The organism is Marinomonas sp. CT5, assembly GCF_018336975.1.
In the GTDB taxonomy this organism is placed as follows: Bacteria; Pseudomonadota; Gammaproteobacteria; order Pseudomonadales; family Marinomonadaceae; genus Marinomonas.
This window is the reverse complement of record NZ_CP025572.1, coordinates 1,010,397-1,024,751: the sequence shown is the minus strand read 5'-3', so window position 1 is coordinate 1,024,751 and position 14,355 is coordinate 1,010,397. Positions and strand designations below refer to the sequence as shown.

General features: G+C 41.9%; 14 protein-coding genes and 1 other RNA gene. 5 read left to right on the top strand and 10 right to left on the bottom strand.

Annotated features, from left to right (window positions below; translation table 11 throughout):
- Nucleotides 1–37: 37 nt before the first annotated feature.
- Both lysS and prfB read right to left on the bottom strand, forming a co-directional pair.
- Entirely contained in the window at nucleotides 38–1,540 is a 1,503-nt protein-coding gene (gene lysS / locus C0J08_RS04875) for a lysine--tRNA ligase (protein ID WP_212654985.1), read from the bottom strand.
- Between the two features lie 46 nt (nucleotides 1,541–1,586).
- Nucleotides 1,587–2,682 (bottom strand): peptide chain release factor 2 gene (prfB, locus tag C0J08_RS04870; protein WP_212654984.1). Its coding sequence is split into 2 segments (ribosomal slippage): nucleotides 1,587–2,609 and nucleotides 2,611–2,682, totalling 1,095 coding nucleotides; the frame shifts between segments, so codons are not numbered across the junction.
- 144 nt (nucleotides 2,683–2,826) lie between these two features.
- Between prfB and C0J08_RS04865 the strand changes: the two genes are divergently transcribed.
- The 3 genes from C0J08_RS04865 (at nucleotide 2,827) to C0J08_RS04855 (ending at nucleotide 4,022) form a co-directional block, all read left to right on the top strand.
- Complete coding sequence (locus C0J08_RS04865; protein ID WP_110577302.1) at nucleotides 2,827–3,126, top strand: cell division protein ZapA; 300 nt, start codon at nucleotides 2,827–2,829, stop codon at nucleotides 3,124–3,126.
- A 129-nt stretch (nucleotides 3,127–3,255) separates the two neighbouring features.
- Nucleotides 3,256–3,433, top strand: a non-coding RNA gene (gene ssrS, locus C0J08_RS04860) — 6S RNA.
- A gap of 4 nt (nucleotides 3,434–3,437) precedes the next feature.
- Entirely contained in the window at nucleotides 3,438–4,022 is a 585-nt protein-coding gene (locus C0J08_RS04855) for a 5-formyltetrahydrofolate cyclo-ligase (RefSeq protein WP_212654983.1), read from the top strand.
- 15 nt (nucleotides 4,023–4,037) lie between these two features.
- Here C0J08_RS04855 and traF (C0J08_RS04850) read toward each other — a convergent pair whose 3' ends face one another.
- The 8 genes from traF (C0J08_RS04850) to astE form a co-directional block, all read right to left on the bottom strand.
- Entirely contained in the window at nucleotides 4,038–5,402 is a 1,365-nt protein-coding gene (traF, locus tag C0J08_RS04850; RefSeq protein ID WP_212654982.1) for a conjugal transfer protein TraF, read from the bottom strand.
- Between the two features lie 107 nt (nucleotides 5,403–5,509).
- The gene (gene traF / locus C0J08_RS04845) at nucleotides 5,510–6,943 is read right to left on the bottom strand and encodes a conjugal transfer protein TraF (RefSeq protein ID WP_212654981.1); all 1,434 of its coding nucleotides are present in this window, start codon (nucleotides 6,941–6,943) and stop codon (nucleotides 5,510–5,512) included.
- A 263-nt stretch (nucleotides 6,944–7,206) separates the two neighbouring features.
- Nucleotides 7,207–8,001: a 3-deoxy-manno-octulosonate cytidylyltransferase gene (gene kdsB, locus C0J08_RS04840; RefSeq protein WP_212654980.1), complete on the bottom strand. Its 795-nt coding sequence runs from the start codon at nucleotides 7,999–8,001 to the stop codon at nucleotides 7,207–7,209.
- Entirely contained in the window at nucleotides 7,998–8,582 is a 585-nt protein-coding gene (locus C0J08_RS04835; RefSeq protein ID WP_212654979.1) for a KdsC family phosphatase, read from the bottom strand. Before C0J08_RS04835 ends, kdsB begins: the two co-directional genes overlap by 4 nt.
- Nucleotides 8,583–8,585: 3 nt before the next feature.
- On the bottom strand, nucleotides 8,586–9,452 hold the full coding sequence (gene kdsA, locus C0J08_RS04830) for a 3-deoxy-8-phosphooctulonate synthase (RefSeq protein WP_212654978.1): 867 nt from the start codon (nucleotides 9,450–9,452) through the stop codon (nucleotides 8,586–8,588).
- Nucleotides 9,453–9,526: 74 nt separating this feature from the next.
- Nucleotides 9,527–10,513, bottom strand: coding sequence for a KpsF/GutQ family sugar-phosphate isomerase (locus C0J08_RS04825; protein ID WP_212654977.1), 987 nt, complete (start codon nucleotides 10,511–10,513; stop codon nucleotides 9,527–9,529).
- A 115-nt stretch (nucleotides 10,514–10,628) separates the two neighbouring features.
- Nucleotides 10,629–11,660, bottom strand: coding sequence for a zinc ABC transporter substrate-binding protein (locus C0J08_RS04820; RefSeq protein ID WP_212654976.1), 1,032 nt, complete (start codon nucleotides 11,658–11,660; stop codon nucleotides 10,629–10,631).
- Between the two features lie 106 nt (nucleotides 11,661–11,766).
- Nucleotides 11,767–12,783, bottom strand: a complete 1,017-nt coding sequence (astE, locus tag C0J08_RS04815) for a succinylglutamate desuccinylase (protein ID WP_212654975.1) — start codon at nucleotides 12,781–12,783, stop codon at nucleotides 11,767–11,769.
- Between the two features lie 235 nt (nucleotides 12,784–13,018).
- Here astE and C0J08_RS04810 point away from each other — a divergent pair, with 235 nt between their 5' ends.
- Both C0J08_RS04810 and C0J08_RS04805 read left to right on the top strand, forming a co-directional pair.
- Nucleotides 13,019–13,555: an NUDIX hydrolase gene (locus C0J08_RS04810; protein ID WP_212654974.1), complete on the top strand. Its 537-nt coding sequence runs from the start codon at nucleotides 13,019–13,021 to the stop codon at nucleotides 13,553–13,555.
- Nucleotides 13,512–14,324 carry a DUF2927 domain-containing protein gene (locus C0J08_RS04805; protein WP_249344510.1) on the top strand — a complete coding sequence of 271 codons (813 nt, stop codon included), beginning with the start codon at nucleotides 13,512–13,514 and terminating at the stop codon, nucleotides 14,322–14,324. The genes C0J08_RS04810 and C0J08_RS04805 overlap by 44 nt, the downstream gene beginning before the upstream one ends.
- Nucleotides 14,325–14,355: the final 31 nt, after the last annotated feature.

Below are 14,355 nucleotides of genomic sequence, written 5' to 3'. Positions count from 1 at the left end.
ACATTACTAAGTATCAGTGACTATATCCGGCCTTGGATTAGTCCTGAGGCTTCATATGTGGGAACAATAATACGTCACGAATCGAAGGCGCATCAGTGAACAACATCACCAATCGATCGATCCCAATACCTTCACCAGCTGTTGGTGGTAAGCCATATTCAAGAGCATTGATGTAGTCTGCATCATAATGCATGGCTTCATCATCGCCCGCGTCTTTTTCAGCTACCTGACGTTTGAAGCGTTCCGCTTGATCTTCTGGGTCATTAAGCTCCGAGAAGCCATTCGCGATTTCACGACCGCCAACGAAAAATTCAAAACGGTCAGTAATGAATTCATTGTCATCATTACGACGAGCTAATGGTGACACTTCCGCAGGGTATTCAGTAATGAAGGTTGGTTGATCCAACTTATGCTCAGCGGTTTCTTCGAAAATTTCAGTCCAAAGTTTGCCTAAGCCCCAAATTGGCTTCACATCGATTTTCAGTTTCTTCGCGACTTCCGTTGCTTTTTCGATGTTTTCTAAATCCGCCGCCGTTAGCTCAGGGTTATAGTGCAAAATAGACTCAAGCATGGTCATACGCGCAAACGGCGCGCCGAAGTCGTATTCAGAACCTTGATACGTCACTTTGGTAGTACCCAAGACTTTTTCAGCGACCGTACGCAACATATCTTCCGTAAGATCCATTAGATCTTTGTAATCGGCATACGCTTGGTAGAATTCAATCATGGTGAATTCAGGGTTATGACGAGTCGACGTACCTTCATTACGGAAATTACGGTTGATCTCGAACACGCGCTCAAAACCACCAACAACCAAACGCTTCAGATAAAGCTCTGGCGCGATACGCAAGTACATACTCATGTCCATCGCATTATGATGCGTAATAAATGGACGTGCTGTCGCACCACCAGGAATCGTTTGTAGCATTGGTGTTTCAACTTCCATGAAACGACGATCTTCTAGAAAACGGCGAATCGTAGAAATGATTTTTGAACGAGTTTGAAACGCATCACGTGACTCTTCGTTAACGATTAAATCCACGTAACGTTGGCGGTAACGCATTTCCATGTCTGATAGGCCGTGATGCTTATCAGGTAAAGGACGTAGAGATTTGGTAAGCAACTGAGCTTCTTGCATATCAATGTATAAGTCGCCTTTACCAGACTTATGAACTGGGCCAGAAACACCAATGATATCGCCCAAATCCCAGGTTTTTTGATCCGCCAACAATTCAGGACTCAACGCCTTACGATTTACGTACGCTTGAATTTGTCCTGTCATGTCTTGCAACAACATGAAAGCACCGCGATTACGAATGATACGACCTGCGATACTTACCTTATGGTCTTTTTCCTCTAGCTCCGCTTTTTCGAACTCGCCAAACTCAGCTTGTAGATCCGCAGCGTAAGCATTTGGGCGGAATGTATTTGGGTAGGCATTTCGTTCTGCACGAATCGCCGCTAGCTTACCGCGACGCTCTGCTACTAAACGGTTGTCATCAGATTGTGCTGTGGATTCTGTGTTATTTTCGTTAGCCATGGTTTGCTATCTACTCTTTTAAAAATTCTAAATAAGGAACGGCGCTTTATAGGCCCTGTTTTAAACTTGCAATAATAAACTGATCTAAGTTGCCATCCAGCACAGCACCAGTATTAGAAGTTTCCACTCCTGTACGCAAATCCTTAATACGCGACGCATCCAATACATAAGAGCGAATCTGACTGCCCCAACCAATATCAGATTTACTGTCTTCCAATGCTTGCGCCGCTTCAGAGCGCTTCATCATTTCCAACTCGTACAATTTGGCACGCAACTGCTTCATCGCGAAATCACGGTTAGCATGTTGAGAGCGCTGGTTCTGACACTGCACCACGATACCAGAAGGAACGTGAGTAATACGCACCGCGGAATCTGTCGTGTTGACGTGCTGTCCACCCGCACCAGACGAGCGGTAAGTGTCCGTGCGAAGATCCGCTGGATTGATTTCAATATCAACATTGTCATCAATCTCTGGTGACACGAAGACAGAAGCAAACGACGTATGACGACGGTTACCTGAATCAAATGGTGACTTACGAACTAAGCGGTGAACACCAGTCTCTGTTCGTAACCAACCGAAAGCATATTCCCCTTCAAAACGAATCGTAGCGGACTTGATTCCCGCTACATCGCCAGCAGACACTTCCATGAGTTCAACTTTAAAGCCCTTGTCTTCACCCCAGCGCAAATACATGCGCAATAGAATGTTGGCCCAGTCCTGAGCCTCTGTTCCACCAGAGCCTGATTGAATGTCCAAGAAAGCTGTATTTTCATCCATTTCTTTGGAGAACATGCGACGGAATTCTAATTTGGCCAGTAACGCTTCTAACTCTTCGAGTTCAAGCTGAACAGCTTCTACAGAATCTTCGTCATTTTCCTCTACGGCAATATCTAAAAGCTCTTTGGAATCAGTAAGACCAGACTCCATGCTATCTAGAGTTTCAACAACAGCTTCAAGCGCAGCGCGCTCTTTGCCTAGTTTTTGGGCGTATTCTGGATCGTTCCAAATAGCTGGATCTTCCAGTTCACGGTTTACTTCCTCTAAGCGTTCTTTCTTTGACTCGTAGTCAAAGATACCCCCGAAGGGTTAAAGCACGAGCTGAAAGGTCTTTTATCTTAGAAAGTATCGGGTTTATTTCCATATTGGCGTCAATTTGCTATAAACAGTGTGGATAAATGTGATTCCGAATTGTAACGAATTTAGTCGCAGCATAAAATGCCATTCGCTACCCAATGATGGAAAAACAGACCATTTTTTGTGGGCCTTGCTATCAAATGGAGTCAATATGGATAAGCCAACCGTTTCAGTCGCTATACTGGGACAAAATTACAAGATAAATTGCCCGAAAGGGCATGAAGCAGACTTAAAAGAAGCTGCAGAGTATTTAAACAATCAGATGCGCGAAATCAAAGCCAGCGGAAAAATCATCGGCCTTGAAAAAATAGCGGTACTAGCAGCATTGAATATTACTCACGATATGCTAAATAACAGAAAATACGCTCGTTCTAATGAGCAACAGTTGCGAGAACTGACCTCACAGCTTGATGCCGCTTTAGCTCATGAAACAAAGTTGGTTAACGAGTAAACATTTGTGGTTTATTTCTTGAGCGACTTTTCTGATTGCAAGCAAGGAACACGAATTTTCTTCATACAGCCGGGAAAACGATCTGTGCTATTAAGTGATTTCTATAATGAGTTACTCTATACTGGAGTTCGTTTCCTGGGTTGTTCGAAGCGGCTTAACGCCCTTGAGCCTATGAGTAATACCCTGGAAAGAGCCTGTTGGTTTGGTGTGCATGTCCGTGCGTCGGAAAGCCTAAAGAGTCACAGTTCTTTCCACCTTGAACCACTGGGTTCAAGGCCAATAGCCGAAACGGCAACTTGGGAAACTCTTTTATGACCTCTCATCTCGATCCTAGACAAACACTTCGTCGTCAATTACGCCAAGCAAGAAGAAGCTTATCCGAAAGTGAGCAATTTGCTGCGGCATCAGCTTTAGTATCTCGTTACCTAGAATTAATCGAGCAACTCTCCTCAAGCTCACCTAAACGTGTTGCTTTGTACCTGAGTAATGACGGCGAGATATCCCCCCATTTATTATGTGAACATTTCTGGCAACACCAGATCGAAACTTACCTGCCTGTTGTTCAAGGTAAAGAACTAGCATTTGCACGTTATACCAAAGAAACAGCATGGAAAGAAAATCAGTTCGGTATAAAGGAACCTGCCACCTCAGAATACTTACCCTCTCACTGTCTGGATATGGTACTGCTACCCTTGGTTGGCTTTGATGCGAATGGTGGACGACTTGGAATGGGGGGAGGCTTTTATGATAGAACATTTGCTAATAAACGCGCCGACCAGACACCTTTATTGATAGGACTTGCTCATAGCTGCCAAGAAGTAAAGTCATTGCCTGTAGAAGGCTGGGATGTGCCCTTGCAGGCCATAGTTACACCCAATAAAGTAATCTCCGTGTAACCCAAACATTGCTATTTAAAAAGCAAAACCATAGCCCAGCGAGAAATATAAACTACGAGGCAGACTCTCGCCGCTGGCTTTTTCCAGCCCATAGGCAATATCAAAATCTAAACGCCTAAAAAACGTAGCCCCAACAGTTGCATAGCTTAACTTACTTCCAGCGTGATTCTTTCTGTAACCGATGCGAATACCTGGAAAATAAAGATTATCGCTAAAATAAGATAAGGAAACGGTTTTCCACTGATACCTGTCTCCTACAGCATCCTCAACAGGATTCGCATCATAAGAGCCTGATAAGGACCAATTTTGATTAGTAGACATTAGAGCCACGTCTAATGTCAGTTGAGCTTTCATTTTATAAGTTTCTTTAAGATTTAGTTTTCCCTTATTTGATAAGTTAACTGTACTACTACAACTAGCCAACTCTGAACCTGATAAACCACTACAATTACCCAATTCTTCAAAGTCGAACTCTGGCTCATTGATACTGGTCACCGTAGCCCCTAATTGGTAATTAGGGGCAGTCCAAATAGCCCCCAAGTCTAAACTAATTCCCGATTGGACATTTTCTCTATTCATTAAAAAGTCACCAAAAGCATCTGTACCGTTGTCGTCTTTGTTTGTTAAAAAAGATAACTTTTGCCCCAGAGCAATACTATGAAGGTTTATCTTACCACCAAGAATAAGCGCACCACTTACAGGGCGACCAACGGCTTGACTATAGCCAAGACCGACACGAAAGTCCGTTGCCCTTTTAAGAAATACAGCGGTGTCGGATGACAACTCAACATCTTCTCCAGACACTTTTGCAGAAATGTCATCTGATAACACACCTACTCTACCAACGAAGGACACATCAGAATCCAACATGAAAGCGCCACGGTTATTGGTTTTATAGATAACAGGCATAAATGGAACCTGTAGTCCTCCTGACAGTTTAACATAAGCCGTATCACCAATATCACCTAAAATAGTATTTGCTTGCGAAACAGCCCTAGACACTTCAGTATCCCCATTAAGAAGTGCATTACTGATTTCTTCATTAGTTGAGTTCGTCGTTAATCCAAGTTTTGCAAGATCAACCACCGTAAGGCTACTCAAAGAAGAGCTGTAATCTTTTTCCAAAATTGTCTCTAATTGATCAACTTGATCTTTCAAGTCTTTTGCGTCTCCTATTTCATACCCCAAACTTAGGGGACCTAAGAAGCCTGCTCGAAAACTTTGTATATTAGTCATTAAATAAGGTGCGGCAGGATTAGATAAAGAGGTCATCAGAGATTGTCTATTGGCATAACTACCTAATACGGTGCTCGATCCAATAGGTGCAGATGCCATCAAATTTGCACTAATAAGTGCCAATAACAAAATCGAATATCGCATTAGTCGTTTACCCATATCCATACAGTCAAATATCTAAATAACGTACAAAAACAAAAAAAGCCGAAAACCTATAAGGCTATCGGCTTTTTTATCTAAATCTTTATAATTTAGAAGGCAGTATCATAACCAATTGAGAAATAAACACTACGAGGAAGTTCATCACCGTCTTCATCTTTAACTGTATCTAAAGCAACGGCAAGATCTATATTTAAGCGCTTAACAATAGTTAAACCAAAAGTGGCGTAACTTAACTCTGTACCAACCATGTTCTGACGAACACCTGCGCGAAGACCCGGCAAGAAATGTGAATCACCATAATAGGATACAGACGCTACACCCCATTGGTACTCATCACCAACAGGATCTTTGATGGAATTAACATCGTAAGAACCAGACAATGTCCACTGTCTATTTTTTGACGTAACAGCGGCATCTATAGTACTTTGCATTTCCATTGTGTAATCAGCTTTTGCAGGCAAATCACCTTTCGTTTTTAATGTCGCGGCAGTTTTACAGCTCAAAGATGTACCGCAATTTACCCCTAACGCAGCACCATCGAACTCAGGTTCATTAAGGTTTGCAAGTGTCAAGCCGACTTGATAGTAATCAGCAGACCAAACTGCGCCCAAATCTATCCCAACACCAGTCGTACTTACGCCATCATCCTTAATTGCATTTGAAATGGCATCACCCGCATCCGTTTTATCGTCCGTTAATGCAACAAGCGCTCGACCTAAAGTAATTTTATGGACATTGGCTTTTGCACCACCAATAAGAACACCATTTGAGTTTTTCCACATAGCTTTACTGTAACCAAAGCCAATATTAAAATCTGTCGCTGCTTGAGTGTAGAAAGAAGCCGTTGAGTCAAACTTGTTGTCAGTGGTCCGTTTTACTTCGCCTTCAATGAGGTTGCCTTTTATGACTGCAGAAATACTAGAATCAATAGTAAATGCACCTTTATCTTTTGTCTTGTAAATAACTGGCATAAAAGGAACTTGAGCACTCAACATAGCCTTGACATAGGCAGATTGACTAACACCACGTAAAATATTATTCGCATCAGCAACCGCTTTATCTACTTTTTTCGTAATGACATTTTCAATTTCAGTTTCTAGAGCCCCTTTTGCTTCATTAGCAATAGCCTCAAGTTCTGCTTGAGTTTTAGCATTTTGAATCCTTGTTTGATAACCAGCAGCACTACCGGAATTTAAAACCTCAGTTTTAATTGCTTCTATATCTGTTGCATTTAGCCCATCAACAAGATCTTGTACTTTTTCAACTCGATCCTGTAAGTCACTCACATCTCCCATTTCTACGCCAATACTAATTGGGCCAACAATGCCGAAGCGGAAGTTATCATCATCTTGCTCATTTACCATTAAAAAAGGTGCGGCAGGATTGTTAAGTGACGTTGATAGTGCTCTTTGATTAACAGAGCTACCAAGAGTAAAAGAAGATCCTGCTGGAAGATAAGCTGGCGTAACAGCCAAAGCAGCCGTACTTAACAAACTACTGGAAACAAATAAAAGCTTTTTCATGGTTAAATCCTTCAAAAATCAAAATGGCCTTGCTTCAAGCCTAATTGTAAACCATTTTTTTACACATTTTCTACGAAAAATAGACATTTCAAAGAAGGATACTCATAGTATTGAAGATAAAAAGAGCAAGTGACTAGAAAAAAAGATAAATTATTAAAGAAAAAAGAGTAAATGCTTAAATTACACAAAAAATAAGTAAAAAAAACGGTAAACCAATACTAAGGCTTACCGATTAGACAGGACTACTACTGTAAATGGAAAAACTAAATACTGTCCAAAGACAGTTGATAACGAAGCTTTTCTAAGTCTTCAGGTGTATCCACACCATGAGTCGGTAAACTGTCCGCCAATGCAACCTGAACCTTAATTCCTTGATGCAAAAAACGTAATTGTTCAAGCTTTTCCCAGCGCTCTAGGGGTGACATAGGTAAATCCGCGTACTTTGTCAATAAACTGGCACGATAGACATACAAACCGATGTGGCGCAACGCGAGAAAATCAACGGGAAGAAAGCCTGACTTATCAGTGCTAATACTAAAGCCATCTCTATCCCAAGGCATAGGTGATCGACTAAAATACAATGCGCGCTGTTTTTCATCGCAAACAACCTTAACCACATTCGGGTTAAAGAAATCTTCCACTTGATCAATCGCGCAAGCAACCGTCGCCATTTCAGCTTCATGATCTTGATGTAATGCGATGACACTTGAATGAATCAAGCTAACAGGTAAAAAAGGCTCATCACCTTGCACATTGACAACAATTTCATCCCCTAACCACCCCATTACCGCCGCCACTTCAGCAAGACGTTCCGTGCCATTTTCATGGTCATCGCGAGTCATTACGACCGTTGCGCCAAATCCAGAGGCCGCCCTTTGAATGATTTCATGGTCAGTGGCAATGGTTACTGATTGAGCTCCTGCCTTTAACGCCAACTCATAGACCCATTGCAATACAGGCTTCCCACCTAAATCAGCCATGAGCTTTTGGGGAAAACGCTGAGAAGCGTAACGAGCAGGTATCACTATATGGAAGTCAGGTAAAGATTGAGTGGTCATTGTTTTTCAAACTCCGGCTTTTGAGCGAATTCATAGGCATTTTCCAAAGGCATGCGAGAGGCGAGCACCATGTCGGCCACTTCTCTCGCCACACCTTCACCAGCCGCCCTGCTAAGAACAATAGGGCAATGGCGCTTTAGCAAAACATGGGCATCAGCTGGACATAAAGCGACACCAACATTAGGCATCACTTGAAGATCAATGACATCGTCACCTACATATGCCGCTTGCTCAGGAGCAATTCCTAAGCGATCAGTCAATTCATCAAACGCTGCCGCTTTATCATGGCACCCTGGGTAAAAATGCTCCACTTTTAGCTCTTTCATTCTCTGCCGTAACGGCGCGGAGTCTTTCGCGGTAATGACTGCCACATGCACGCCCCACTTCGGTAGCAACTTCATTGCCACACCATCTTTCACATTGAAGCGTTTAATAGTTTCGCCCTGCTCGGTATAGAGCAAACGTCCGTCTGTTAATACGCCATCCACATCAAAAACGACCAACTTCAAGCCTTTCAGCTTGGTTAGCAAACTCTGATCAGACTCAAGTTCAGGATAAGAAGAAAGAAAAGCCGCATCCATGTATTAAACGCTCGTATCCAATACTTCGAATGTCTTAACCAATTCATCAAGCTGTTTCATTTGCTTAAGGAATGGCGCTAATTTACCTAAAGGCAAAGCACATGGACCATCACACTTCGCGCTATCTGGATCTGGATGCGTTTCCAAAAACAAACTAGATAAACCAAGAGACATACCTGCACGGGCTAATTCTGTCACTTGTGCACGACGACCATCGGCTGAATCCTCACGACCACCTGGGCGCTGCAAAGAATGGGTTACATCGAACATGACGGGGTAGCCAAATTTTTTCATTTCACCAAAGCCCAACATATCGACCACTAGATTGTTATAACCCATCATAGTGCCGCGTTCACAAAGCATAAGATTGTCATTACCAGCTTCTTCACACTTAGTAAGGATGTGTTTCATTTCGTGAGGTGCTAGAAATTGAGCTTTTTTGATATTAATTACCGCACCTGTTTTCGCCATAGCAACAACCAAGTCGGTTTGACGAGACAAGAAAGCTGGCAGCTGAATCACATCCGCCACTTCAGCAACGGGAGCACATTGATAAACCTCATGCACATCAGTAATCACTGGCACACCAAAAGTATCTTTGATCTCTTGTAGGATTTTCAGACCTTCTTCCATACCAGGGCCACGAAAAGAGTTGATAGACGAGCGGTTAGCTTTATCAAAGGAGCCTTTAAAAACGTAAGGAATGCCTAATGCCTCAGTGACTTTGACATGCTCTTCCGCAACACGCATCGCCAAATCACGAGACTCCAGTACATTCACACCACTAAACAAAACAAAAGGAAGGTGGTTTGCCACTTCAATTTTGCTACCCACTTTAATGATCTTTGACTCTTGAGCTGACTGCGTCATTGGAACTCCATTTTAATCTAGGTTTGCTTGCTCTAAACAAGTCTAAAGCCGCGTAAAATTCATTAAATCGTACATTATCGGTCGTAAATTTCTAATATTCCGGATAAATTTTCGTCGTCATCTACAACAACTAACAAGGTGATTTTATCACGCAGCATTTTCTCTTCAGCTTGCACTATCATGACATTTTCATTGATGGTTTTTGGGTTCGCTGTCATCAAGCTTGCCATGGTTTTATGTATCATACCTTCGCTTTCTTTGAGCATGGCACGACGTAAGTCACCATCGGTAAAAATACCCAGCAACTTGCCCGCTTCTTGAATCAATACAACGCCCATTCTGCCATGGGTCATGACGGAAATAGCGTCTTTTAACGTTGCCTCAGGTGAACATACAGGTAAATTATCTTTGTGCATTAAATCTTTAACGCGAGTAAGCAGTTTACGACCTAAACTACCACCGGGATGAAAACGAGCGAAATCTTGTGGTTGAAAATTGCGGCACTCCATCAAAGCCACGGCTAAAGCGTCGCCCATAGCGGTTGTCATGGTTGTCGATGTGGTTGGTGCCAAATTATTTGGACAAGTTTCTTTATCAATAGAGAGGTCTAAAACACAATCGCAATGCTTTGCCAAAGTAGACTCAGTATTTCCGACCATAGCAATGCTTGGATTTCCAAAGCTTTTTAGAGAAGGCAGTAAGCGCATCAGTTCTTCGGTTTCACCAGAAAAGCTAATAAGTACCAAAACATCTTCGGGTTGAATCATTCCTAAATCACCATGAAAGGCTTCTCCAGGATGAAGAAAAAAGCTAGGAGTACCTGTTGAAGCAAGAGTTGCGGCGATTTTTTTACCAATTAAACCAGACTTCCCCATACCGCAAATGATCGTACGTCCCTTGCTTGCTAGGATCAAACGAACAGCTTTCGGGAATTCTTCATTAACTTGATTCGCTAAATTTGCTAAAGATTGGGCTTGTGTAGATAAAGTACGTCGAGCACTTTCAATAAGGATATCGGAGTGGGTACTCGAATCGGTACTCAAATTAAATATATCGCTCATAAAGCCTCGCTACTCAATATAATTTAAATAGCGCCATTATACAGACTAGGAAGCAGGTCGCCTACTAAAGAGCAAGTGTTCGTCCATCACTAACTCTTTAGTAGGGAAAGAGGACTTAACCTAAACAGCTAAGGAATTGACCACTTAAACTATCAAGAAATGAGAAATAGGCGTTTTTACCCATTTTCACATTACTGCCAAGTGGGTCTAAAGGCGCTGTTTTTACATCAGAACCTTCGAGCAACACTTTCACAATAGCTGGGCTAAATTGCGGCTCACTGAAGACACACTGCACATTGTGCTCTTCAATTTCATGACGAATTTCAGCCACTTTCTTAGCACCAGGTTTGCGTTCTGGGCTGACCGTAATTTCACCCGCATGACTTAAGCCATAATGCTGCTCAAAATAGCTATAACCATCATGAAATACAATATAAGGCACTTTATTAACTTTGTTTAGCGCTTTACGAATTTCTGTGTCTTTCGCATTTAGCCCATTTTCAAAGGATGCCAAATTATCTTTGTAGTACTTAGCATTAGCGGAATCCAGAGACGCTAAACGAGCAGTCACAGCTTTAGCCAATACCTTAACATTGTCAGGTGACAACCATACATGAGGATCCACACCTACATGATGATGACCTTCGTGGCCTTCATGATCATGATCGTCATGTCCTTCGTGGTCATGGTCATGGTCATCATGTCCTTCGTGATCGTGATCATCATGTCCTTCGTGATCGTGATCATCATGTCCTTCGTGATCGTGATCATCATGATCTTCTTCATCCGCATCACCATGATGATGCTCTTTGGCAAAATTATGTAATGCCATACCATCCAAAGCTAACCATTCAATGGACGAATCTTCTTTACCCGCATTTTCAAGAGGTTTTTCCAAAAATCCTTCTAATGATTCACCCACCCAAACAACGGTATCAGCCTTCATGATTTTCTTTAGATCAGAAGGACGCATAGCAAAATCATGGGGAGATGCGGTGCTAGATACAATCTGTTGAATCTCTGCTCGATCGCCAGCTATCGCGGCAACTACCATAGAAACAGGTTTAATACTGGTAACAATAACAGGTTTAGCCAAAGCCAAAGGAGACAAAGCAGAAACGCCCAAGGCCAATAATAGTTTATTCATGAGTTAACACCATCAGTTTATGTTATAACGTAACAATACGATATAAAAAAAAGAGATTCAAGGGGTCACCTCAAATCTCTTTTTATACACAATACCCTTAACTTACTTAATTAAGAGATAAATCTTCTAACTCGATTGCACGAACCATCAAGCCAGCTCGCTGCCCAATTGGCAAATTGGTGTTAGGAAAGACAATGGCATCCCCCGTTTGATCGATGAAATAATCTCTTTTATCGGAGTGCGCCATAAGATAACCCGCTTCAAATGCCGTAAAATTTTTGACATCGCTAGCAATACTTAGCTCATAACTATCATCATCTTTCACCAAACTATCTAGCACGCGAAAAATACGCAGTTTTTCAACAGGAGCTTGCGCTAATTCACCCTGCTCTAATAACAGAATCAGGCTGGACTGAAGTTCAGAAAAACGAGATAAATCATTCTCCCCAAATGGATACACCTTGCCCAACTCTACGGTAAAAGCATGAGCACCATGCACAGCATAGCTGTAATAAGAAAAAGTGGTAGTCGGTTGATGAGACAATAAAACCGCATTAATTCCGCTGACTGCTAAGAAAGCTAACTGCTCTTTATTATAAATACCATTTTCAACAAACGGATAAACAGCGAACTTTTCATGCACAGAACCACGAATAGCGGTATGTAAATCGTAATGTAAGCGCACTTGACCCACTTTATTCTCACTATGCGAATAAAAGTCGCTCACAGCCTGCTCTAAACGTTTCGCTCTCTTTGCTTCAAAACCCTCATAATTTTGCCAAGCTCCACTAAACAAACGATTCAAATTCACCTCGCAAAATCGCTTCGCAGAATTTGCTGCTACTGGGTTACCAATCAAAACTAGCAGTCGAATTTTTAAGTCGATTTTACCTTCAAGAATGGCAGCAACCAATTGATTTACCAGCTCAATTGGTCCAGTTTCATTGCCGTGAATACCAACAGACAACACCAGACTTATTGCACTTTCATTCTTCGGCTCAAGGCGCAAAATACCAGTCTCTTCAACAAAAGCGTCACCGCTTGAAAAGGTGAAATGAAACGGATCAATAGCATCTGGATTTGCGAGCGTTAAGGCCAAAAAATCATTGTTCAATATAGACATCTTTCCTACCTTTCAAAGCTCAAAATCACACATTAATAACATTACTCAGCTAAAAATAGTGCCAATCCATTCATAATACGCAAGAACAGGTCGCTTTTTCGACATCCAACTCTATCTTATGGCTCTATTATCTTCAGTCATCCTGCCTTCATTAATGACTAAGAAGGCTTTTCTTTCAAGACAAATGCCGATACCCTTTTGCCTTCCACAGCTTCACTATCAGATTGAGTAATTTATGCCCGAAAATGACGAAGTCATTATCTTAGTCGACAAAAATAATAAGATAATTGGCGATGTGCCACGACGCTTAATGAATTTTGGCAGAGACTACCATCGTGTCACTTATATTTTGGTATTTAACACCGCAGGCAATTTACTCATTCAAAAAAGAACCGATGATAAAGCCTTTTGCCCTGGCTTCTATGGCGTAACCACTGGTGGAGTGGTTGAAAAAGGCGAAACCTATATAGATTCGGCGCACCGAGAGCTGCAAGAAGAACTCGGATTTGATGCTCCCCTTGAAAGCCAAGGCGTATTTTTCACTGAAGGTGAAGGCTTTAAAATCTGGGGGAAAATTTATACCTGCCACTACAACGAATCCATACACGGCAAATTAACACTACAACCAAAAGAAGTCGCTTCCATCCATGACATGAGCGTCGATAGCATACTCAATAATGTTGATAACCTTGCCTTTACACCAGACTCACTCAGTGCGTTACAGCATTATGCTAACAAACTTACACGACCTCAGCCTGATGATCCGCTTTAGTATTTTTTATTTGCTAAGCTTTCTTATTTCCTCATTCGCCTTGAGTGAGGAACGCTGGCAAAACGACGCTTACATACAAGACAGCTTCATAAAAATTGCCTTAGAACGTGAATACAAAGAAACCAAATACCCTAAATTAATCCGCTGGAACAAACCCATAAAATTGTTCTTTGAAAGTGATAGTGGTGATGCCAACCTGCAAAAAGAATTGCTGAGTGTCCATGCCCAACATTTGGCTCATATTACTGGACTATCCATCGACTTTACCCAGGATCCTAAACAAGCCAATATTTTTGTCATCTTCACCACTTACAACAACATCGAAAACAAAGTCAGACAATATATTGGCAATCCAGACAAGATTCGAGCCGCTCTGAACGAAGCGATCTGCTTAGGGAATTTTAGTCGTAATAAAAAATATGAAATCACCAAAGGGAGCATCATTATCCCAGTTGATTATGCTCGTAGAAAAGCGCGCTTCTTAGATTGTATTGTTGAGGAAATCACCCAGCTACTAGGGCTCCCTAACGATTCGAACGATGTTTTCCCCTCGGTATTTAATGATGTCAGCATAGACACTTATCTTAGTCCGTTGGACTATTTGCTGCTTAAAGCCCTCTATTCTTCTCATCTCAAATCTGGCATGGATGTCACTCAAACTAAAGCAGCATTCCCAAAAGTGTTAGCCGAGCTTCATGCCAATAAAGACATAGAAAACGCCGCTCAACGAGTACAGAAATATAGCCTAAAAACCTATCTAGGCGATTGACCTTAAAGACAAAAACCTGAAACCAAACGTT